This window comes from Enterobacter cloacae complex sp. 309I3, from assembly GCF_050031595.1.
Taxonomy (GTDB): domain Bacteria; phylum Pseudomonadota; class Gammaproteobacteria; order Enterobacterales; family Enterobacteriaceae; genus Enterobacter; species Enterobacter cloacae.
Genome location: NZ_JBLGWI010000001.1, coordinates 4,068,151 through 4,089,596, shown reverse-complemented (window position 1 = coordinate 4,089,596; position 21,446 = coordinate 4,068,151). Strand labels below are relative to the sequence as shown.

The 21,446-nt window shown below is 55.9% G+C and carries 26 protein-coding genes; 11 read left to right on the top strand and 15 right to left on the bottom strand.

The features are described 5' to 3' along the window. Positions 1-19 precede the first annotated feature (19 nt). The gene (locus tag ACQG22_RS19565) at positions 20-736 is read left to right on the top strand and encodes a DUF2884 domain-containing protein (RefSeq protein WP_369706545.1); all 717 of its coding nucleotides are present in this window, start codon (positions 20-22) and stop codon (positions 734-736) included. Between the two features lie 82 nt (positions 737-818). On the opposite strand, the gene ACQG22_RS19560 is transcribed toward ACQG22_RS19565, so the two are convergent. From ACQG22_RS19560 to ACQG22_RS19535, 6 genes are read right to left on the bottom strand one after another with little or no spacing between them, the layout of a single operon-like run. Then, positions 819-1,157 carry an endonuclease domain-containing protein gene (locus tag ACQG22_RS19560; protein WP_038420556.1) on the bottom strand — a complete coding sequence of 113 codons (339 nt, stop codon included), beginning with the start codon at positions 1,155-1,157 and terminating at the stop codon, positions 819-821. 56 nt (positions 1,158-1,213) lie between these two features. Next, positions 1,214-2,362 carry a radical SAM family heme chaperone HemW gene (hemW, locus tag ACQG22_RS19555; protein WP_130626698.1) on the bottom strand — a complete coding sequence of 383 codons (1,149 nt, stop codon included), beginning with the start codon at positions 2,360-2,362 and terminating at the stop codon, positions 1,214-1,216. Further along, positions 2,355-2,948, bottom strand: coding sequence for an XTP/dITP diphosphatase (locus ACQG22_RS19550; protein WP_013098669.1), 594 nt, complete (start codon positions 2,946-2,948; stop codon positions 2,355-2,357). The genes hemW and ACQG22_RS19550 overlap by 8 nt, the downstream gene beginning before the upstream one ends. Before the next feature lie 12 nt (positions 2,949-2,960). After that, on the bottom strand, positions 2,961-3,248 hold the full coding sequence (yggU, locus tag ACQG22_RS19545; protein WP_161670622.1) for a DUF167 family protein YggU: 288 nt from the start codon (positions 3,246-3,248) through the stop codon (positions 2,961-2,963). Beyond that, positions 3,245-3,811 carry a YggT family protein gene (locus ACQG22_RS19540; protein WP_013098667.1) on the bottom strand — a complete coding sequence of 189 codons (567 nt, stop codon included), beginning with the start codon at positions 3,809-3,811 and terminating at the stop codon, positions 3,245-3,247. Before ACQG22_RS19540 ends, yggU begins: the two co-directional genes overlap by 4 nt. A 21-nt stretch (positions 3,812-3,832) precedes the next feature. Beyond that, positions 3,833-4,534 carry a YggS family pyridoxal phosphate-dependent enzyme gene (locus ACQG22_RS19535; RefSeq protein WP_020687058.1) on the bottom strand — a complete coding sequence of 234 codons (702 nt, stop codon included), beginning with the start codon at positions 4,532-4,534 and terminating at the stop codon, positions 3,833-3,835. Between the two features lie 17 nt (positions 4,535-4,551). Between ACQG22_RS19535 and ACQG22_RS19530 the strand changes: the two genes are divergently transcribed. Continuing rightward, the gene (locus ACQG22_RS19530; RefSeq protein WP_029883139.1) at positions 4,552-5,532 is read left to right on the top strand and encodes a type IV pilus twitching motility protein PilT; all 981 of its coding nucleotides are present in this window, start codon (positions 4,552-4,554) and stop codon (positions 5,530-5,532) included. A 10-nt stretch (positions 5,533-5,542) separates the two neighbouring features. On the opposite strand, the gene ruvX is transcribed toward ACQG22_RS19530, so the two are convergent. The 8 genes from ruvX to metK form a co-directional block, all read right to left on the bottom strand. After that, the gene (gene ruvX / locus ACQG22_RS19525; protein WP_006811925.1) at positions 5,543-5,959 is read right to left on the bottom strand and encodes a Holliday junction resolvase RuvX; all 417 of its coding nucleotides are present in this window, start codon (positions 5,957-5,959) and stop codon (positions 5,543-5,545) included. Next, a complete protein-coding gene (locus ACQG22_RS19520) occupies positions 5,959-6,519 on the bottom strand; it encodes a YqgE/AlgH family protein (protein WP_013098664.1) in 561 nt (186 codons plus the stop codon). Before ACQG22_RS19520 ends, ruvX begins: the two co-directional genes overlap by 1 nt. A gap of 86 nt (positions 6,520-6,605) precedes the next feature. Further along, positions 6,606-7,553, bottom strand: a complete 948-nt coding sequence (gshB, locus tag ACQG22_RS19515) for a glutathione synthase (RefSeq protein WP_023620782.1) — start codon at positions 7,551-7,553, stop codon at positions 6,606-6,608. A gap of 19 nt (positions 7,554-7,572) precedes the next feature. Then, a complete protein-coding gene (gene rsmE / locus ACQG22_RS19510) occupies positions 7,573-8,304 on the bottom strand; it encodes a 16S rRNA (uracil(1498)-N(3))-methyltransferase (protein WP_013098662.1) in 732 nt (243 codons plus the stop codon). Positions 8,305-8,356: 52 nt separating this feature from the next. Further along, a complete protein-coding gene (gene endA, locus ACQG22_RS19505) occupies positions 8,357-9,064 on the bottom strand; it encodes a deoxyribonuclease I (RefSeq protein WP_246932805.1) in 708 nt (235 codons plus the stop codon). A 94-nt stretch (positions 9,065-9,158) separates the two neighbouring features. Continuing rightward, positions 9,159-9,656: a SprT family zinc-dependent metalloprotease gene (locus ACQG22_RS19500; RefSeq protein WP_028027997.1), complete on the bottom strand. Its 498-nt coding sequence runs from the start codon at positions 9,654-9,656 to the stop codon at positions 9,159-9,161. Positions 9,657-9,714: 58 nt separating this feature from the next. Then, entirely contained in the window at positions 9,715-11,112 is a 1,398-nt protein-coding gene (galP, locus tag ACQG22_RS19495; protein WP_013098659.1) for a galactose/proton symporter, read from the bottom strand. Between the two features lie 350 nt (positions 11,113-11,462). Further along, positions 11,463-12,617 (bottom strand): methionine adenosyltransferase, encoded by a 1,155-nt coding sequence (gene metK, locus ACQG22_RS19490; protein WP_013098658.1) that lies wholly within the window; start codon positions 12,615-12,617, stop codon positions 11,463-11,465. A 425-nt stretch (positions 12,618-13,042) separates the two neighbouring features. Here metK and ACQG22_RS19485 point away from each other — a divergent pair, with 425 nt between their 5' ends. The 4 genes from ACQG22_RS19485 (at position 13,043) to speB (ending at position 16,560) form a co-directional block, all read left to right on the top strand. Next, complete coding sequence (locus tag ACQG22_RS19485) at positions 13,043-13,186, top strand: hypothetical protein (protein WP_418250466.1); 144 nt, start codon at positions 13,043-13,045, stop codon at positions 13,184-13,186. Positions 13,187-13,280: 94 nt separating this feature from the next. Beyond that, the gene (gene yqgB, locus ACQG22_RS19480) at positions 13,281-13,412 is read left to right on the top strand and encodes an acid stress response protein YqgB (protein WP_127312443.1); all 132 of its coding nucleotides are present in this window, start codon (positions 13,281-13,283) and stop codon (positions 13,410-13,412) included. A gap of 8 nt (positions 13,413-13,420) precedes the next feature. After that, the gene (gene speA, locus ACQG22_RS19475; protein ID WP_102751602.1) at positions 13,421-15,397 is read left to right on the top strand and encodes a biosynthetic arginine decarboxylase; all 1,977 of its coding nucleotides are present in this window, start codon (positions 13,421-13,423) and stop codon (positions 15,395-15,397) included. Positions 15,398-15,639: 242 nt separating this feature from the next. Beyond that, entirely contained in the window at positions 15,640-16,560 is a 921-nt protein-coding gene (gene speB, locus ACQG22_RS19470; RefSeq protein ID WP_002434404.1) for an agmatinase, read from the top strand. 3 nt (positions 16,561-16,563) lie between these two features. Here the strand turns inward: speB and ACQG22_RS19465 are convergent, their stop codons facing one another. Continuing rightward, complete coding sequence (locus ACQG22_RS19465) at positions 16,564-17,775, bottom strand: MFS transporter (protein ID WP_369706546.1); 1,212 nt, start codon at positions 17,773-17,775, stop codon at positions 16,564-16,566. Positions 17,776-18,189: 414 nt separating this feature from the next. On the opposite strand from ACQG22_RS19465, the gene ACQG22_RS19460 reads away from it, so the two are divergent. The 5 genes from ACQG22_RS19460 to ACQG22_RS19440 are packed head-to-tail and all read left to right on the top strand — an operon-like array spanning position 18,190 to position 21,401. Then, positions 18,190-18,513, top strand: coding sequence for a Rieske (2Fe-2S) protein (locus tag ACQG22_RS19460; RefSeq protein WP_369706554.1), 324 nt, complete (start codon positions 18,190-18,192; stop codon positions 18,511-18,513). Then, positions 18,510-18,818, top strand: a complete 309-nt coding sequence (locus ACQG22_RS19455) for a recombinase-like helix-turn-helix domain-containing protein (protein ID WP_020687064.1) — start codon at positions 18,510-18,512, stop codon at positions 18,816-18,818. The genes ACQG22_RS19460 and ACQG22_RS19455 overlap by 4 nt, the downstream gene beginning before the upstream one ends. A gap of 10 nt (positions 18,819-18,828) precedes the next feature. Continuing rightward, positions 18,829-19,851 (top strand): aromatic ring-hydroxylating oxygenase subunit alpha, encoded by a 1,023-nt coding sequence (locus tag ACQG22_RS19450; RefSeq protein WP_013098652.1) that lies wholly within the window; start codon positions 18,829-18,831, stop codon positions 19,849-19,851. Continuing rightward, entirely contained in the window at positions 19,851-20,600 is a 750-nt protein-coding gene (locus ACQG22_RS19445; RefSeq protein WP_349705444.1) for an SDR family oxidoreductase, read from the top strand. The genes ACQG22_RS19450 and ACQG22_RS19445 overlap by 1 nt, the downstream gene beginning before the upstream one ends. A gap of 12 nt (positions 20,601-20,612) precedes the next feature. Continuing rightward, positions 20,613-21,401 carry an IclR family transcriptional regulator gene (locus tag ACQG22_RS19440; protein ID WP_038983568.1) on the top strand — a complete coding sequence of 263 codons (789 nt, stop codon included), beginning with the start codon at positions 20,613-20,615 and terminating at the stop codon, positions 21,399-21,401. The last annotated feature ends 45 nt before the right edge of the window (positions 21,402-21,446 follow it).

The following is a 21,446-nucleotide window of genomic DNA, read 5'->3' as shown; positions in this document are numbered from 1 at the left end:
GTCTGAGGGAGTGTTAAAGATGCGCAAAACGTTGCTGGCTGTTGTCTTAATGGCAACCGGATTCACCGCCCATGCGGAGTATAAATGTAGCGTCACCCCGCGTGATGACGTGGTGTTAAGTCCGCAAACCGTTCAGGTTAAAGGTGAGAACGGCAATCTGGTCATCACGCCGCAGGGTGATGTCACGTTCAATGGCAAACAGTACAACCTGACCGCCGCGCAGCGTGAGCAGGCCAGAGACTACCAGGCCGATTTGCGTACTGCGCTGCCGTGGATTGACGAAGGCGCCCTGACCCGCGTTGAAAAAGGCCGCGTCGCGCTGGACAAGATCATTACCAAAGAGGTAGGTGAGATCAGCAACATGCGCACCCGCCTGACGAAGCTCGACAAACAGCTGAAAGAGCAGATGAACCGGATTATCGAGCATCGTACCGACGGCCTGACGTTCCACTACAAAGCGATTGATCAGGTGCGTGCTGACGGCCAGCAGCTGGTGAATCAGGCCATGGGCGGCATCCTGCAGGACAGCATTAACGAGATGGGCGCCAAAGCGGTACTGAAAGGCGGCGGTAACCCGCTGCAGGGCGTGCTGGGTAGCCTGGGCGGTCTGCAGACCTCGATTCAGAACGAGTGGAAGAATCAGGAAGCCGATTTCCAGCAGTTCGGTAAAGACGTGTGTAAACGCGTGGTGTCGCTGGAAGATAGCAGGAAGGCACTGGTGGGGACGTTGAAGTAGCCCCTCTGCGCGCAGGGCCCCTCACCCCAGCCCTCTCCCCATGGGAGAGGGTGTAATCGTTCCCTCTCCCTGTGGGAGAGGGTTAGGGTGAGGGCATCAGGCTCTGCAGTCGTTGAAGAATGATATGCAACACTTCCTCTTCGTTAACGCGAAACTCATTATTCCAGAACCGTACGACTTCCCATCCGTTGGTATTTAAAAACTCGGTACGATGCGAGTCATACTCCTCTTTTTCCTGATGTTGCCCCCCATCCAGCTCAACAATTAGCTTTGCCTTAAAGCAGGCAAAATCCACGATATACGCACCAATCGGCATCTGACGGCGAAACTTATACCCAAAGAAGCGACGACCTCTGAGCAAATACCAGAGGCGTATCTCTTCGGGCGTCATTTGTTTGCGGAGTTGTTTTGATTTTTCCATCCCCACACTCTGCCAGCCTTTCCCTTAGCTGGCAGAACGGGATGCAAAATCCTGAATCAGCCTTCAGATTCTTCGGCGAGGAACAGCTCAAGAAGGGAGTTTAAGAACAGTTTGCCGTGCTCGGTGATCTGCCAGTATTCCTCACATTCCGTGAGATACCCCTGTGCCAGCGCCTCGTCAATGTGTGGGCGAATCACGGTTTCCGGCAACCCGGTATAAAGGGCAAACTCTTTACGCGGCGCGGCTTCCAGCAGGCGGAAGCGGTTCATAAAGAACTCAAACGGCTTATCCACCGCCTCGACATCGTGCTGACGTTCGAGATAACGACCTTCCATATACCCGCGCGGATGGCGCGTTTTTGCGGTACGCAGGATACGCCCGTCAGGGAACGTCACTTTACCGTGCGCGCCGCAGCCAATGCCCAGATAGTCGCCAAAGCGCCAGTAGTTCAGGTTGTGCTGGCACTGGTAGCCCGGCTTCGCATAGGCCGACGTTTCGTACTGCTGATAGCCTGCGGCGGTCAACAGTTGATGGCCCTGCTCGAAGATATCCCACAGCGCATCGTCATCCGGCAGCACCGGCGGACGAGAGCCAAACAGCGTATTGGGCTCGATGGTCAGCTGATACCACGAAAGATGCGGCGGGTTCAGGGCAATCGCCTGACGCAAATCGTCCAGCGCCTCTTCCAGCGACTGATCCGGCAGGCCGTGCATCAGGTCGAGGTTAAAACTGCGCAGACCCAGCCCAGTAGCCAGCTTTGCCGCCCGCTTCGCCTCTTCCGGGCCGTGAATACGCCCCAGTCGTTTTAACTTCGGCTCGCTAAAGCTCTGCACGCCGATGGAAATCCGGTTCACGCCCGCCCGCTGATACTCGACAAAACGGTCGGCCTCAACGGTACCGGGGTTGGCTTCCATTGTAATTTCAGCATCCGCTGCCAGATTCAGGCGCGCACGCACGCCGTCCAGCAGCGTCTGCATCGCCGGGCCTGACAGCAGGCTCGGCGTACCGCCACCAATAAAAATGGTCTTCACTTCACGTCCCTGCGCGTAAGGTACATCGGCATCCAGGTCGGCCAGCAGATGCGCAACGTAATCATCGTGCGGCACTTCACCTTTCAGCGCATGCGAGTTGAAATCGCAGTACGGACATTTCTGCACGCACCAGGGGATATGAATATAAAGACTCAGAGGCGGCAAATTAGCCATTACGCAGGGCTTCCAGTAACAGTTTCAGGGCGCGTCCTCGGTGGGAAATCGCGCTTTTCTCTTCGCGGGTCAGTTCCGCAGCGGTTTTGCCCTCAGTCGGGACAAAGAAAATCGGATCGTAGCCAAAGCCGCCGTTACCGGCTGCTTCACGGGTAATCACCCCCGGCCAGCTGCCGTGGCAGACGACAGGCGTGGGGTCTTCAGCGTGACGCATATAGACCAGCACGCAGTGGAACTGCGCGGTACGCTGTTCGTCAGGCACATCCTTCAGGGCGACAAGCAGCTTTTCCAGATTCTGCTGGTCGGTGGCGTCCACGCCTGAATAGCGGGCAGAGTAAATGCCCGGAGCACCGCCCAGAAAATCAACCGCCAGACCGGAATCATCGGCAATCGCGGGCAGGCCGGTGACCTGTGCGGCATGGCGTGCTTTCAGGATCGCGTTTTCGATAAACGTCAGGCCGGTCTCTTCGGCGGACTCCACGCCCAGCTCGGTCTGCGCCACCACATCCAGCCCAAAATCATTTAATAGCGAGGCCAGCTCGCGCACTTTACCGGCGTTGCCGGTAGCGAGAACAACTTTCTGCATCGTTTTATCCTGTTAAATCAGAGCCGCGACTTCCGTCGGGATAGTTTGCGGATTAAGGATTTTTACCTGTTTATGCCGCCCAAGTTCACCCTTTTCTATGATGACCTGGCTTTTGGCAACGCGAAACTGTTTTGCCAGATATTTGGTCAGATGCGCATTTGCCTGGCCATCTACCGGTGGGGCGGTGATGGCGACTTTTAACTCGTCGCCATGCAGTCCAACAATATTGTCACGGCTGGCTTTCGGCTGAATATACAGCCGTAAAACCAGCCCATTAGCGCAGGTGCTTACTGCACTCATAGCGCCATCCACAGCCCCGGCAGCAGCATATCGCCCGTGGACTGTAACAGCTCGGCAATGCCCATATTAACGACATACAGCAGCAGAACCAGGATCATCGGGGAAAAGTCGATGCCGCCCATTGACGGGAGCAGGTTGCGGATAGGGCGCAGCAGCGGTTCGGCCAGCTGAATCAATGCATATTCCACCGGGCTGCGGCCCTGGCTGACCCAACTCATGATGGCCATGACCAGCAGCACCCAGAAGATCAGCAGACCGATGGTTTTAATCAGGATCAGGACGGCAGCAATCCAGATGATCGGCTGGAAGGTGATGACCATAAACAGCACAATCGCTTTGATAACGCTCAGAATAAACGCTACCAGCAGAGATGCGCTGTCAATGGGACCCATCGCCGGAATAATACGGCGCAGCGGCCCCACAACAGGTTGGGTGATTTTCACGACAAACTGCGAGAACGGGTTGTAAAAATCACAGCGGGCCCACTGCATCCAGACGCGCAGCAAAAGCGCCATCGTATACAGCTCAATGACCGTTGAGAGCAGGAAAGTCAACGTCTTCATGGCGTTCCTCAGGTTTCCTTATTATTGGGTGTAGTCGCGCGCACCGAAAATTGCCGTGCCGATGCGCACCATAGTGCTGCCTGCCGCGATGGCGGCTTCCATATCATCCGACATGCCCAGAGAAAGCGTGTCTACCGTTTCATAGCGCGCTTTAAGCGCCTCAAATGCTACAGCCATTTGCTGTGCCACGGCAAACTGCCTTTCATAACTTGACTCAGGCGCCGGGATTGCCATCAAACCGCGCAGGGTTAAGCGCGGCAGCGCGGCCACTTCAGCCGCCAGCGCATCCAGCTCGCTCAGCGCAATGCCGGACTTGCTGTTTTCATCACTGATGTTGATTTGAATCAGCACGTTAAGCGCGGGCATCTCCGCCGGGCGCTGATCGTTCAGACGTGTGGCAATGCGCAGACGGTCGATGGTATGGCACCAGTCAAAGTGCTCTGCCACCAGACGGCTTTTATTCGACTGCAGTGGGCCAATAAAGTGCCATTGCAGGCCGGTATTCCCCTGCTCCTGGAAGTAGCGAATTTTATCCACGCCTTCCTGCACGTAGTTTTCACCAAATGCACGCTGGCCTGCATCAATCGCTTCTGCGATGGCGCTCGCAGGCTTGGTTTTGCTCACTGCAAGTAACGTAATTTCTTCTGAAGCACGGCCGCAACGTGTTGCTGCGGCTGAGATTTTGTCCCGGACCTGTGCCAGGTTATGCGCAATGTTGTTCATTTTCCGAGGAGTAATGTATGGATGTGGAAGAAATTGTGGCCCTTAGTGTAAAGCATAATGTCTCCGATCTACACCTGTGCAGTGATTCGCCACCGCGCTGGCGCAGAGTAGGCCGCCTTGAACCGGCTCCCTTTCCCTCTCCCGATGTGGATGCGTTACTGAAAACGTGGCTCAACGATGAGCAGCAGGGGGCATGGTGGGCAAGCGGGCAGGTGGATTTTGCCGTGACCCTTACGGGAAACCAGCGTCTGCGCGCAAGTGCCTTTAAACAGATGAAGGGCAACTCCATCACGCTACGCCTGTTGCCCCGGGCCTGTCCGCAGCTCTCCGCTTTGGGTGTTCCCCGGGCTATCCCGGAACTCTTATCCCACGACAGTGGGCTGATACTGGTGACGGGGGCAACCGGCAGCGGCAAATCTACCACCCTTGCGGCAATGGTGGATTTTCTTAATCACCAGACGGATGGGCATATTCTGACGCTGGAAGATCCGGTGGAGTTTGTCTATCAGAGCGAACGTTGCCTGATTCAGCAGCGGGAGATAGGCCTGCACAGTCCCTCATTTGCCGAGGCGCTTCGCGCTGCGTTGCGTGAAGATCCGGATGTCATCCTGCTGGGAGAACTGCGCGACAGCGAAACGATCCGCCTGGCGCTGACGGCCGCTGAAACCGGGCATCTGGTGCTGGCGACGCTGCACACGCGCGGTGCCTCTCAGGCGATTGAACGGCTGGTCGATACGTTCCCGGCGCAGGAGAAAGACCCGGTGCGTAATCAGCTGGCCGGCAGCCTGCGGGCGGTGCTGGCGCAAAGACTGCTTCCCGACCTGCAGGGTGGGCGCGTCGCGCTGTATGAACTGCTGGTGAATACGCCAGCGGCAGCGAACCTTATCCGCGAAGGTAAAACGTGGCAGTTGCCCGGGATTATTCAAACCGGTCAGCAGGCGGGGATGCAGAACTTTGACCAGAGCCTGGCAGAGCGACGGGCGCAGGGGCGGTTGTAGGCCCCGGCGCTCAGTAACCCTGTTCGAAATAGCTTTCGAGGATAATGACGGCAGAAGCCGAATCGACGCTGCCTTTGTTGAGTGCGCGGAAACCCCCGTGCTCAAACAGGCCGGCACGCGCTTCGACGGTACTCAATCGTTCGTCGTGGAGTTTCACGGAAACGCCAAAGCGACCGTGGATTTTATTGGCAAACTTACGCGCGCGGGCGGTAAGCGGCTGTTCAGTGCCATCCATGTTCAGCGGCAGACCGACAATCACATCGTCTGGCTGCCACTCTTTGAGCAGACGCTCAATGAGGTTCCAGTCCGGTGTGCCGTCGTTCGCCTTAAGGGCCGTGAGCGGGCGAGCGGTGCCGGTGATACGCTGGCCGACGGCGACGCCAATGCTTTTCGTGCCAAAGTCGAAGGCCAGAAGTGTGCCGCTCATTACGCGTGCCCCGCTACGCCTGGCATGGTCAGAATATCAATGCCAATCAGTTTCGCCGCATCACGCCAGCGATCGGCGATAGGGGTTTTAAACAGGATATTCATATCCGCAGGTGCGGTGAGCCAGGCGTTATCCAGGATCTCCTGTTCAAGCTGACCCTTCTCCCAGGAGGCGTAACCCAGAGCCACCAGCACTTCGGAAGGCTGCTCTGCGGTGCCCAGCGTTTCCAGCACATCGCGGGAGGTGGTGATTACCGTGTTGTCAGAGATACGAATACTGGAAGAGAAAATGGGCGGCGTATGCAGGATAAACCCGCGATCCTCTGCAAGGGGGCCACCCAGCATTACCGGTTTATCAAGACGGATTTCCGGCAGGCGCGCTTCAGCTGTAATTTTCAGCTTTTCCAGAATCCCTTCAACCTGCAGGTTTTCCAGCGGTTTGTTGATGATAATGCCCATCGCGCCGTCTTCATTGTATTCACAAATATAAACCACGGAGCGGCGGAAAATCGGGTCCTGGAGAGCAGGCATGGCAATAAGAAAGTGATGCTGTAAATTCATTGTCAGAGGTACTGTTTCCTGGTTTAAAAAGCGACAGCCCCAGTATGCGGACAAACCGGGGTGCTGTCACTAATAGTATTGGTAAGTTATTTCTGGAGACGTTTTTCGATGGCGTCCATCAGCATTCCGGTGATCGAGACCGGGAATTCCGCTTCAATTTCACGAATGCAGGTCGGGCTGGTGACGTTCACTTCGGTCAGACGATCGCCAATGATATCCAGGCCAACAAAGATCAGGCCTTTGGCTTTCAGCGTTGGGCCGACGCGGCGGGCAATTTCCCAGTCGCTTTCGGTTAACGGACGCGGTTCGCCACGACCACCGGCCGCCAGATTGCCACGGGTTTCGCCCCCCTGCGGGATACGTGCCAGGCAGTAAGGCACGGGTTCACCATCCACGATCAGGACGCGTTTATCGCCATCTTTAATCGCGGGCAGATAGTTCTGTGCCATGCAGTAACGCGTACCCAGTTCGGTCAGCGTTTCGGCAATCACGCCGATATTCGGGTCGCCTTCTTTTACGCGGAAAATAGACGCACCGCCCATGCCGTCCAGCGGCTTCATGATGATATCACCGTGCTTCTGCCAGAATGCCTTAAGCTGTGTTTTGCTGCGGGTCACCAGCGTTTCCGGCGTCAGATCGGAGAACCAGGCGGTGTAGAGCTTTTCGTTGCAGTCGCGCAGGCTCTGCGGCTTATTGACGATAAGCGTCCCTTTTTCTTCTGCGCGCTCAAGGATATAGGTGCAGTAGATGTATTCGGTGTCGAACGGAGGATCTTTACGCATCAGGATGACATTGAGATCGGCGAGCGCAATATCCTGCTCGCTGCCGAATTCGTACCATTTGTCGTAATTCTGCTCGACGTTAACGATGCGGGTGCGTGCGCGGGCTTCACCGTTGATCAGATAAAGATCGTTCATCTCCATATAGTGGAGCTCATAGCCGCGTCGTTGCGCTTCCAGCAGCATGGCGAAGCTGGAATCTTTCTTGATGTTAATGTTTGCGATGGGGTCCATCACGATGCCGAGCTTGATCATGTTCTTCTCCGTTAATGGGTCAACCCAGATCGCCAAACCGCACCTGTAGCGCGGTGATGGCTGTGAGTGCCGTTGTCTCAGTGCGCAGAACGCGAGGTCCCAACAGAATATCAGTAAACTGGTAACGCGCCGTCATGGCAATTTCATCTGCCGACAGGCCGCCTTCCGGGCCAATCAGCAGGCGTACACGCTCAACGGGCAGCGGCAACGTATTGATGCTGGCGCTGGCGCGCGGATGGAGATTGAGCTTGAGCCCGCTCTCCTCTTCTGCACACCAGTCTTCCAGGTCCATCGCCGGGCGGATCTCCGGAATACGGTTGCGGCCACTCTGTTCGCAGGCAGCAATGGCAATTTTCTGCCACTGCTGGATCTTCTTGTTCAGACGTTCCGCGTCCAGTTTAACGCCGCAGCGCTCAGAAAAAAGTGGCGTAATGAGGCTTACACCCAGTTCAATGGATTTCTGAATGGTGAACTCCATCTTTTCCCCGCGCGACATCACCTGGCCCAGATGAATGTGCAGCGGCGATTCACGGTCATCGATTTCGCCGCGCAGCACATTGACGTGCACGCTTTTTTTATCCGCCCGCGTAATTTCCGCGTCGAAAACCTGGTTGGAGCCGTCAAACAGCTGAATCGCCTGGCCTGCCCCCATGCGCAGCACGCGGCCAACATGGTTGGCGGCATCGTCAGACAGGGCGATTTCGCGGCCAGCGGTAATCAGTTCAGGGTGATAGATGCGAGGAATACGCATAGTCAAAAATTCCATGTGTCATGCTGTGTAAGCGAATTGCCGCTAGTGTAGGTTAGCTCTTTTGCGCCTGGCAAGCCCGCTGGACGTAAGGGTTATGATTCCCCTGGACCCTGGCGATGCGTTCGTCGCGCTGACATTCCCACTCGGTGACCGGGTATTGTTTATTCCAGGCGTTAAACAGTTGGGTTTGCTGGCGGGAAAGGTTGAGGTTGTAACGATCGCGCATATAGAAGTACGTGCGGGCAATGCTGCCGCGTGCCCGGGCGGGTGGCTCAGCGACTTTCTCTTTAAAATCAACCTTCATACCGCACTGGCCATACTGACCTTCGCCACCGTTCCACTGGCTGTACATAAAGTTGCCGCGATCGCCATTGACTTCGCCAACCGCCGGCTGCAGGTTGTGCATATCGCTTTCCATCTGACGATAGACCGGATCTTTGGCGCAGTTTTTACGTCCGCCATCCTGCCAGCACTGGCGCTGATGACCAAACTGCCATGCCGGAACCACATGCTCCCACTCGATGCGGCTGGCGCGGTTTTCGTTTTTACGCACCTTATAGCCGCAGGATCCAAGGTCAACGATCCCTTTTTTACCCTGCCAGTTAATTTTGCAACCACAGTAGAAATCGCCCGGCACGTCGGCGTTGACCTTCACGCCTGCCGCTTTGGCCTGGGAAAAACTGTTGATACCGTCGGCCAGAGCCTGGCCGGAGAGGGCCGTTGTCAAAAAGGCAACCGCGAGAGAGAAATTACGGGACATCTTACACTCCGTGTCAAAACGAGCCCGCAACGTAGCGAAAGTTGTTCCGGTATGCAATCAGCCAGATCAGGAAAGTTCCTGAAAGTTCAGTTGGTTATTCTGCGACCAGTGGCTCGCCGCACTTCACGCAGCGGTAGGTTGCCTCGCCGCGTACCACACGATTATGGCGACGAACGGTGAGCTGATGCTGTTGGCACTGGCAGCGGTAGGGGAAGGTATTACGGCGTACCGATTCCAGTTCAAACTGATGAGTACGGCGTGCCGGAACGCCGAGTACCGCCTCCATCATCCATTTCCACTCTTTGCCGTGCGGAGCCACGCGGCCGAAGTGTTTCCATACCAGAAGGTGTGCCAGTTCGTGCGGTACCACCTCCTCGATAAACGCCTGCTGGTTTTCCATCATCAGAACCGGGTTCAGGCGGATCTCATAGGATTCCAGCCAGGCGGTACCCGCCGCGGTTCCTCGCTGGTGGTAGACGAGTTTCGGCTCCGGATAATTACGGCCGAGCTTCAGGTTGGCCTGGGCGAGTTTTTCCCGCAGGCTGCGCATAACGGCTTGCTGAATGGCGATGGGGAGACGGGGTGCTTTCATAGGGGCAGAGCATAAAGCGCGAAGCGGGGAGGCGCAAGAGGCGCCTCCCGCAAGAGGATTAGTCGTGTGCGCCGATTTCGCGCAGCGGACGACCTTTCATCAGGTTACGTTCAATGTGTTCCAGTGAAACGTGTTTGGTTTCAGGAACCAGCCAGACGGTGAGAATAATAAAGAACAGGTTCAGACCGGCGTAGACCCAGAAGGTGTTCGCATTACCCAGCGTGTTGAGCATGGTGAGGAACGTGGCACCGACGATCATATTGGCAATCCAGTTGGTCGCGGTAGAGCAGGTGATACCGAAATCACGCCCTTTCAGCGGCTGGATTTCAGAGCACAGCACCCAAATCAGCGGACCGGCACTCATTGCAAACCCGACGATAAACATCAGCAGCATACCTACCGCCAGGTACTGCGCGGTTGGAGAGTGAATGCCCATGTGCATCATGGTACCGAGAATCCCCATACCGGCGGCCATCACCAGGAAGCCCAGAGTCAGCGTTGGCTTACGTCCCCAGCGATCGACCAGACCGATCGCGATGAAGGTCGCCAGCACGTTGGTCAGCCCCACGATCACGGTGCCCCACATCTGCTCGGTGGTATTGGTATAACCCGCCAGTTCAAAGATTTTTGGCGCGTAATACATGATGACGTTCATCCCGGTGAACTGTTGCATTACCTGTAACAGCACGCCAAGGAACACCGCGCGGCGGAAGTTGCTGTTCTCTTTGAACAGCGCCCAGCCAGACTGTTTCACCTTCAGGCTTTCGCGGATCTCTTCCAGCTCATTCTTCGCCTCTGCGCTGGTATCTCGCAGGCGTAAGAGTACCCGTTCAGCATCGTGGAAGCGGCGTTTGGCGGCAAACCAGCGCGGGCTGTCCGGCAGGAAGAAGACGCCAATCAGCAGCAGAACGGCTGGAATGATGATCACGCCCAGCATCCAGCGCCATGCGCCGCTGTAGCTGAACGCGGTATCGGACAGGTAAGCGCCCAAAATACCGATGGTGATCATCAGCTGGTACATCGAAATCATACTGCCGCGGATTTTCTCCGGCGCGATTTCTGACAGGTAAAGCGGCGCGGTATAAGACGCCACGCCCACGGCCAGCCCCAACAGCACGCGGGAAAGAATAAGCACTTCAACGTTAGGGGCGGCGGCAGAGAAGAGGGAACCGGCGACGAAGAGGATCGCGCCAATCATCAGGCTCTTTTTACGTCCCAGTTTGAAAGAGAGCCAGCCGCTGCCGACGGCCCCAACGGCCGCGCCAAACATCATGGAGCTGACCACCCATTCCTGGGTGTGTGCGTTAATCTGGAATTCGTCTGCGATGAAGGGAAGAGCGCCGGCAATCACGCCGATATCCAGGCCAAAGAGTAATCCTGCCAGGGCGGCAAGGAAGCAGACGAAGAAAGTCATCGCCTTGTTGGACGTACGCCCCTGTTTATTATTGTCAGGCATTATGCCCTCCAGTTGGGTTATCAGTTTTATCGATGTTAAGGGTAGGTGAGCGACCCGTAAAAATATGTGAGACAAATCACAATGGTGTAATCGGTTACACTAAGCTGCAACCGTAAAAATAATTAAAGCTTTGAAAATATAGAGGTAAATTAATTGATGTGCATCGCGTTTGTTTGAATTTCAGACTTAACTGAAAGGAAATGTAACAGCAGAAGAAAGGCGATCATGCAAAGAGAATATTCTGAAAGCGGGGTATAGAAAGTGAGGTGTAAGCGGTTCCAAACATTGCCGCCACCCGCCATAAAAAAGGCCAGCACAAAGGCTGGCCTGTTTAAGCAGCGGGTAGTCGATTACTTCAGACCGGCAGCTTCACGCAGCAGAGCGGCTTTGTCGGTTTTTTCCCATGGGAAATGTTCGCGACCAAAGTGACCGTATGCAGCGGTTTCTTTGTAGATTGGGTGCAGCAGATCCAGCATCTGAATCAGGCCGTATGGACGCAGGTCGAAGAACTCGCGCACCAGCAGGGTCAGCTGTTCTGAAGGCACTTTTTCAGTACCGAAGGTTTCAACCATGATGGAGGTTGGCTCTGCCACGCCGATGGCGTAGGAAACCTGGATCTCACAGCGGTCAGCCAGGCCTGCAGCAACGATGTTTTTCGCCACATAGCGTGCAGCATAAGCAGCAGAACGGTCCACTTTTGATGGATCTTTACCGGAGAATGCACCGCCACCGTGACGCGCCATGCCGCCGTAGGTATCAACGATGATTTTACGACCGGTCAGACCGCAGTCACCCATTGGGCCGCCAATCACAAAGCGTCCGGTTGGGTTGATGAAGTATTTGGTTGCGCTGCTCAGCCATTCGGTTGGCAGAACAGGCTTGATGATCTCTTCCATCACTGCTTCCTGCAGGGATTTCTGATCGATATCTTCGGCATGCTGGGTAGACAGAACCACCGCGTCAATGCCGACGATTTTGCCGTCGTCGTACTGGAAGGTCACCTGGCTTTTTGCATCCGGGCGCAGCCATGGCAGGGTGCCGTTTTTACGCACTTCAGCCTGGCGCTGCACCAGACGGTGCGCGTAGGTCACCGGTGCTGGCATCAGCACGTCGGTTTCGTTGGTTGCATAGCCGAACATCAGGCCCTGGTCACCCGCGCCCTGTTCCAGCGGATCGGCACGGTCAACGCCCTGGTTGATGTCTGGAGACTGTTTACCAATTGCGCTCAGAACCGCGCAGGAATTGGCATCAAAGCCCATATCAGAATGTACATAACCGATCTCACGTACCGTGTTACGGGTGATCTCTTCGATATCAACCCATGCGCTGGTGGTGATCTCACCGCCAACCAGAACCATGCCGGTTTTGACATAGGTTTCACACGCTACGCGCGCTTTCGGATCCTGAGTCAGGATCGCATCCAGCACCGCATCGGAGATTTGGTCAGCAATTTTATCAGGATGTCCTTCTGATACGGACTCGGACGTAAACAGGTGTTTTGCCATGTTTTATTTCACCTAAGAGGAATTTGGTTAGCTCAAGCTGCTGTGTGGAATAGCCAAAGGAGATAATTCTACCAAGGCCGCAGGTTTTTTGACACTGGCAGTATGAGTGTTAATCAGTATAGATGGATTAACATCTGGATGGCTATTTTAGGTCACTTCTTCGCCCGATTTCCAGTTTTTTTTGACAACGCTCTCACTGAGTTGAATTCATTACTGGAAATTTTTCCTGACGCTCCTGGCAACCCGCGTATTTATCTTTTGCTTTTTACCCCTGTTCTCGGTATAAAACGCGGCGCGCGGCTCATACCAAAAAAGCGCTCGATGAACTCATCGTGTCGCCACTTCCAGCCGGGTTAAGCAGTGAACTTTTAGCTTTGGCTTGTGGTCCGTTTCAGCAGAGGCGGCCGTGGAGGTGATACGAGATAATGAACCATCGTTTTCCGCTAATTCAGCGCAGCCGTTCTGGCGCGCATTTGATTCCCGCAACCCGCATTTCTAGTCTGCAAACCTGCCGATGTTATACCCATCTCGGCGCTTCTCAGGATTCCAGAGCCGGTCACGCTTTGTGAAAACTGAACAAGGGCGCTCTTGTTAATACAAGAGTTTTCTCGTGGTTTCGCCGAACCTTGTCATACAGAGTTCGGATACGTGTTTTACAATGATATGAATAAGAAACCGGTCGCACGGTCTGGATTTCAGCATACTCTGCTGGGAAACGGAGCCGTTTATGGGTTGTTATCGCCGTATAACGCTGCGATAGTAGTCAACTGTTTTACACTTAATACAAAGAGTTGAGGTTCGCTATGTCTGACGACATGTCTTCTTTTTCGCCTTCGTCAGCGGGCGAACAGGGTGTACTACGTTCCATGCAGGAGGTTGCGATGAGCTCCCAGGAAGCCAGCAAGATGCTGCGCACTTACAATATTGCCTGGTGGGGCAATAACTACTACGACGTCAACGAGCTGGGCCACATCAGCGTCTGCCCGGACCCGGACGTCCCTGAAGCGCGCGTGGATCTCGCCAAACTGGTGAAAGCACGTGAGGCGCAGGGCCAGCGTTTGCCTGCACTGTTCTGCTTCCCGCAGATCCTGCAACACCGTCTGCGTTCTATTAACGCCGCGTTCAAGCGTGCGCGTGAATCTTACGGTTACAAAGGCGACTACTTCCTGGTTTACCCCATCAAGGTGAACCAGCACCGCCGCGTCATTGAATCCCTGATCCACTCCGGCGAACCGCTGGGCCTGGAAGCGGGTTCAAAAGCAGAGCTGATGGCCGTACTGGCGCATGCGGGCATGACCCGTTCAGTGATCGTCTGTAACGGCTATAAAGACCGTGAATACATTCGTCTGGCGCTGATTGGCGAGAAGATGGGCCATAAGGTCTATCTGGTTATCGAGAAGATGACAGAAATCGCTATCGTGCTGGAAGAAGCCGAGCGCCTGAACGTGGTGCCACGTCTTGGCGTGCGTGCGCGTCTGGCCTCGCAGGGTTCCGGTAAATGGCAGTCCTCCGGCGGCGAAAAATCTAAATTCGGTCTGGCGGCAAACCAGGTACTGCAACTGGTGGAAATTCTGCGCGAGCGCGGTCGTCTGGACAGCATTCAACTGCTGCACTTCCACCTCGGTTCGCAGATGGCCAACATTCGTGATATCGCTACCGGCGTGCGTGAGTCAGCGCGTTTCTACGTTGAGCTGCACAAGCTCGGCGTCAATATTCAGTGCTTTGACGTGGGTGGCGGCCTGGGCGTGGACTATGAAGGTACCCGCTCGCAGTCCGACTGCTCCGTGAACTACGGCCTGAACGAATACGCGAACAACATTATCTGGGCGATTGGCGATGCCTGTGAAGAGCACGGCCTGCCGCACCCGACGGTGATCACCGAGTCTGGCCGCGCGGTGACCGCGCACCATACGGTGCTGGTCTCTAACATCATCGGCGTTGAGCGCAGCGAAATCACCGAAGCGACGCCTCCGCAAGACGATGCCCCGCGTTCGCTGCAAAGCATGTGGGAAACCTGGCAGGAGATGCACGAGCCAGGCACGCGCCGTTCACTGCGCGAATGGCTGCACGACAGCCAGATGGACCTGCATGATATTCACGTCGGCTACTCTTCAGGCACCTTTAGCCTGCAGGAGCGCGCGTGGGCCGAGCAGATTTATTTGAACATGTGCCATGAAGTGCAGAAACAGCTGGACCCGAGCAACCGTGCGCACCGTCCGATTATCGACGAATTGCAGGAACGTATGGCGGACAAGATTTATGTCAACTTCTCGCTGTTCCAGTCGATGCCGGATGCCTGGGGTATCGATCAGCTGTTCCCGGTTCTGCCGCTGGAAGGGCTGAATCACGCCCCGGAACGTCGTGCGGTGCTGCTGGACATCACCTGTGACTCCGACGGTGCCATCGACCACTATGTTGACGGCGACGGTATCGCAACGACCATGCCAATGCCGGAATACGACCCGGAGAACCCGCCAATGCTGGGCTTCTTTATGGTCGGCGCGTATCAGGAGATCCTTGGCAATATGCATAACCTGTTCGGTGATACCGAAGCGGTTGACGTGTTTGTCTTCCCTGACGGCAGCGTGGAAGTGGAGCTGTCTGACGAAGGTGACACCGTGGCGGACATGCTGGAATACGTGCAGCTGGATCCGAAAACCCTGCTGACGCAATTCCGCGATCAGGTGAAAAACACCGGTCTGGATGACGCGCTGCAGCAGCAGTTCCTGGAAGAGTTTGAAGCGGGTCTGTACGGGTACACCTACCTGGAAGACGAATAAGGCAAACCTCCCTCTCCCGGTTGGAGAGGGTATTCAAATTCCCTCTCCCCGTGGGAGAGGGTTAGGGTGAGGGCCAAAGGCCGCACAATGCCCTATACTCACTTGAACCCGTATGAATTAACGGCGATAATTCGCCCCAATAAGCGATTTACGAATCAATCCCTTCCTCGTCGGGTTTAACGACGCGGAGGGGATTTTTTTTCATCTGTTTTTAACGCATCGACTTTAAAAGAGGTCAGGACATGAGCACTTTAGGTCATCAGTACGACAACTCTCTGGTATCTAACGCGTTTGGTTTTTTACGCCTTCCGATGAACTTCCAGCCGTACGACAGCGATGCTGACTGGGTGATCACCGGCGTGCCGTTTGATATGGCCACATCAGGCCGTGCGGGCGGTCGTCACGGCCCGGCGGCGATCCGTCAGGTTTCCACCAACCTGGCCTGGGAGCATAACCGCTTCCCGTGGAACTTCGACATGCGCGAACGCCTGAACGTGGTGGACTGCGGCGACCTGGTGTATGCCTTCGGTGACGCCCGTGAAATGAGCGAGAAGCTGCAGGCCCACGCCGAGAAACTGCTGGCTGCCGGTAAGCGCATGCTCTCCTTCGGTGGCGACCACTTCGTGACCCTGCCGCTGCTGCGCGCCCACGCGAAGCACTTCGGTAAAATGGCGCTGGTGCACTTCGATGCGCACACCGACACCTACGCGAACGGCTGCGAGTTCGACCACGGCACCATGTTCTACACCGCGCCGAATGAAGGTCTGATCGATCCTAACCACTCCGTGCAGATCGGTATCCGTACCGAGTTTGACAAAGACAACGGCTTCACCGTGCTGGACGCCTGTCAGGTGAACGATCGCGGCGTGGATGACATCATCGCGCAGGTTAAGCAGATCGTCGGTGATATGCCGGTGTACCTGACCTTCGACATCGACTGTCTGGATCCGGCGTTTGCGCCGGGCACCGGTACGCCGGTGATCGGCGGGCTGACCTCAGACCGCGCCATCAAACTGGTGCGCGGCCTGAAGGATCTGAACATTGTCGGGATGGACGTGGTGGAAGTGGCGCCTGCCTATGACCAGTCCGAGATCACCGCGCTGGCCGCGGCGACCCTGGCACTGGAAATGCTCTATATCCAGGCTGCGAAAAAAGGCGAATAAACCTTACGCGCTGATTGCTGCTGCGCGACGCATGCGCAGCAGCAACATTCCTCCCGCCAGCAGAGTGATAATCTGCGACACCACCAGCACGGAAAAGCCAGAGCTGACCGACCCCACCGATCTCATCACCATCCCCATCAGCAGTGGAATAAAGGCGGCGCAGAGATTGCCGATCCCATTAATGATGCCGTACGCGCTTCCCACCGCCTCCCGCGCGGCGTGATGTTGGATCACCGCCGGAATGGCCGCGCCCTGAAGTCCCCAGAAGACGTTAGCCGACAGCATAAACAGCGCCAGCCAGGCAGGCTGATGGCTGAGCATCAGCGCGATCACGGATAACGCCGTCAGCGCCCCGCCCGCGACAAACAGCAGCGGTGCCTGTTCCGGCCGCATTTTATCGAGCAGTACCCCGCCAAGGAATTTTGAGCCCAGGCTCAACAGGAAGGGGATGGCCGCGAGCATGCCCGTGGCGTGCAGTGAGAAGTGATGTTCGTCGCGTAGCCACGCCGGGAGCCAGGCGCTGCTCCCCCAGAGATAACTCAGCGTGGCGATTTCAACCAGCAGGATCCAGCCCAACAGCGGGGTTTGCCACGCAAGCATCACTGTCTCTGCGAGCCCCCGTTTGTGCATTTTTACTGTACCGCGCGGTGCCGGCAGGAAACGCCAGATCAGGCCGCCACCGAGCACCAGGTTGATTGCCGCCAGCGCATAAAACGATCCGGCCCAGCTCAGATGGGCCATCAGCCAGGTCACCAGCGGAAAGCCCACGGCCAGACCGAGTGAGACGCCCAGTGCGGTCACGGCGTTGGGTTTGCCAACCTCTTCCGCACGAAAGTTATCGCTGATAAAGCGGGTTTTCAGTGAAAAGAGCGGTCCCTCAGCGATCCCCAGAATCACACGGGCGATGAGCATTCCCATTAGCGATCCGAGTAAGGGAGAAATGGCGCAGACCAGAGCCCAAATCGCAATGCTGCTTAATAATCCATGTCGATAATGCAGTTTGCTTTCGATAACCGGTGTTAATAATAAAGCCGATAATCCATAACCCAGAAGAAAGCAGGTCATTAACATTCCCTGTAACATTCTGTTTTCATTTAACTGAAAGTGTTCGGCAAATTCCGGGTTTAAAATCATCACCGAGATATTTACCCGGTCAATGTAGGAAATAATAATGAGAAATAACAGTGCAATTGTGCCTTGCCATCTTGCCGTCATATTGCCCGCCTTATGCGTTCTCGCATTTATATTTTTATCAATGTGATTGTCACGGATGTAAAATGGTTCACCAGTGAAACTTGTTGTTTTTAAAGATGTATTTTTAAATGTGTTTCACAGGTGAAACACGGTGCTTTTTCAGTTGTTTATTTTTAAGGAAGAAAAAGAAAAGAAGTCAATATTTTTTATTTGCGCTTTGAGTTCATCACTAAAACGTATTCATTCACGCCTTAATAATGAAAATTTCATATCGCTGCATTTTTTCGTGATCCCTTGCACACTTAGCTTATTAATTGCCGATTTATTAACAAATTCGTCACATTGACGCTTGACGAAACATTCATCGCTTTTATATTGACCGTATTAAATAAGAAACAGAGTTTCATATATGAAACAAAAGCCTGGAGGATCGTGATGAGCTGGATAGGCGTATGTGACGCAGAACAAGTACAGGAAGATTTCCCTTTTAGCGGCAACGTTGAAGGTAAAGAGATCGGCGTTTATTTAATCGACGGCGAATATTACGCGCTGGAAGACGTATGCCCGCACGCCTATGCGCTGCTGAGTCAGGGCTTTGTCGAGGACGGCAAAGTGGAATGCCCGCTGCACGAGGCGGTGTTCGACGTCAAAACCGGCCAGTGCCTGCACGGCCCCGGCGGCCGAAACCTCAACAGCTACCCGGTTCGGGTATTTGAAAACCAAATCCAGATTACTTTTGTCGAGGAGACCGTGGCATGAGCGACATCCTGAACTTCAACCCGGCGCTGCCCGAAAGCCGCCAGTTTACGCCCCCGGCAGAGGGCGGGAACGGCGCCATTCATAAACCGGGTGAGTATCAGAACCTGATCTGGCAGACCCGCAGCCGGGTGCCGGAAAACTGGGAAATGAGCCTTATCGCCACGCTGGAAGATCTCTTTGAGCAGGGCGTTGAAACCTTGCCGGAGCTGGTCAACGGGCTGAATGCGGTGCGCATGCATGACCAGCAGGGCGAGCCGTGGAGCGACGCCAGCTTCCAGGCATTCTTACAGGTTAACGGCTACTGAGGACGACGCGATGACAACTACCGTACAAAACTATCTCGATAAAGGTCTGCGTGGCCTCTGGTATCCGGTGCTGGCGAGCTGGGAAGTGCAGTCTGCGCCCGTGGGCATTACTCGTCTGGGCGAACAGATTGTGGTCTGGCGCAATAAAGATGGTCAGGTGCAGGCGCTGGAAGACCGCTGTCCGCACCGCGGTGCGCGTCTGTCGATGGGCTGGAATCTCGGCGACCGCATCGCCTGCTGGTATCACGGCGTGGAAGTGGCGGGAAACGGTGAAGTGAAAGACGTGCCCGCCGTAGACAAATGTCCGCTGGTCGGCCAGCAGTGCGTGCGCAGCTATCAGGTGCAGGAGGCGCACGGTGCCATCTTCCTGTGGTTTGGCGTCACCGCCGATCAGCAGCCGGACGAGCTGACCTTCCCGGATGAACTCGCCGACACGGAACATTTCAGCAACTTCCTCTGCACCGCAGCCTGGAAATGTAACTATCAGTACGCGCTGGAAAACGTGATGGATCCGATGCACGGTACGTATCTCCACTCCTCCTCGCACTCGATGGCGGAAGGGGATCGCAAGGCCGACATGGTCCTCCAGCCGACGAAGACCGGCTTTATCTTCGAGAAAAAAGGGCAGAGCGGCGTCAACTTCGACTGGGTGGAGCTGGGCAATAGTGGCACCTGCTGGATGAGACTCTCCATTCCCTATAAGAAGCGTTTCGGACCGGGTGGCCACTTCTTCATCGTTGGCATGGTGGTGCCGGAAGATAACGACAACTGCCGCGTCTTCTTCTGGCGTATCCGCCGCGTACAGGGCTGGCAGCGCGATATGTGGCGCTTCATGTACCGCAACCGCCTGGAAAAGCTGCACTGGGAGGTGCTGGAGCAGGACCGCGTGGTGCTGGAAAGCCTGGCGCCAAATGCCCGCGACCATGAATACCTGTACCAGCACGATGTCGGCCTCTCGCGCCTGCGCCGCATGATGCAAAAGGCCGCTAAAGAGCAACTGGCAATGCGTGAAGCGCAGCAGGGAGCGGCCTGATGAATGCGCTGCTGAGCGGGAAACGCATCGTGGTGACCGGCGCCGCGCGCGGGCTGGGCTATCACTTCGCCAGCGCCTGCGCGGAGCAGGGCGCCGCGGTGGTGATGTGCGACATTCTTGAAGGCGAGCTGGCCGAAAGCGCACACGCTCTGCGGGCACAGGGTTTTACGATCGAATCGTACGTTATCGATCTCGCCGATCCGGCCTCCATTGAGCAGGTATTCAATGCGATTGGCGAGCAGGGGCAGATTGACGGGTTGGTAAATAACGCGGCGATGGCGACCGGCGTGGGCGGCAAAAATATGCTCGATTACGACCCGGATCTGTGGGACCGGGTGATGCGCGTCAACGTCAAAGGCACCTGGCTGGTGACGCGCGCCGCCGTGCCGCTGCTGCGCGATGGCGCAGGGATCGTGAACGTGGCGTCCGACACAGCACTTTGGGGCGCGCCGCGCCTGATGGCCTACGTGGCCAGCAAAGGGGCCGTGATTGCCATGACCCGCTCAATGGCGCGCGAGCTTGGTGAAAAGCGTATTCGAATCAACGCCATCGCGCCGGGGCTGACCCGCGTCGAGGCAACGGAATATGTTCCCGCCGAACGACACCAACTCTACGAAAACGGCCGGGCGTTAACAGGGGCACAGCAGCCGGAAGATGTCACCGGCAGCGTGGTCTGGCTGTTAAGCGATCTGTCGCGGTTTATCACCGGGCAGCTGATCCCGGTCAACGGCGGTTTTGTCTTTAACTAAGGTAGGGCGATGATGGCAAACGATCAGGAAGTGAAGTATCTGGTACCGGGGCTGGAGCGTGGCCTGCAGCTGCTGTTAGCCTTTGGTGAGCAGCATCGCGAACTGACCTTTGCCGAGCTGCACCGGCTGGTGGATATGCCGAAGGCCACCGCCTACCGCGTGGTGCAGACCCTGGAGTATATGGGCTTTCTGGAGCGCAACACCCGTACCAATACCTTCTCGCTCGGCATGAACGTGCTGCGTCTGGGCTTTGAGTACATCGCCTCGCTGGATGTGGCGCAGGTGGGTCAGCCGGTGATTGAACAACTGCGCGACGTGAGCCAGTGCAGCAGTCATCTGGCGATCCGCGACGGTCGCGACATCATCTACATCGCCCGCGTCAGCGCCGCTGGATCACGCATCAACCAGGTCAGCATTGGTACCCGTTTGCCGGTGCACTGCACCTCGCTTGGTCGCATGCTGTTGACCGATATTTCCCGCGCCGATTTCGAACAGCTGTTCCCGCATGAGCGCCTGCCGGGCAACACACCGGGTCAGCTTCACGACCGTGAAGCCCTGTGGCAGATGGTGCAGCAGGACAAAGCCCGGGGGTACGTGATCGGTGAATCCTTCTTCCGCCACGGTATCTCCTCCATCGTTTATCCGGTGTTTGACCGAAGCCATCGCGTGGCGGCGGTAGTGAGCATTCTGGTGCCGTCGGAAGAGATCCCACAAGCCGACCGCGAGCGACTGCAAAACGAGGTTCGTCTGGCGGCGGACAAAATTTCTGGCTTCTTAGGGTATTTATCACAGGCCAGTTAAATCAGTGAGTTAACGTCAGGCGCTTTGCTGCGTCGGGCATGTTTT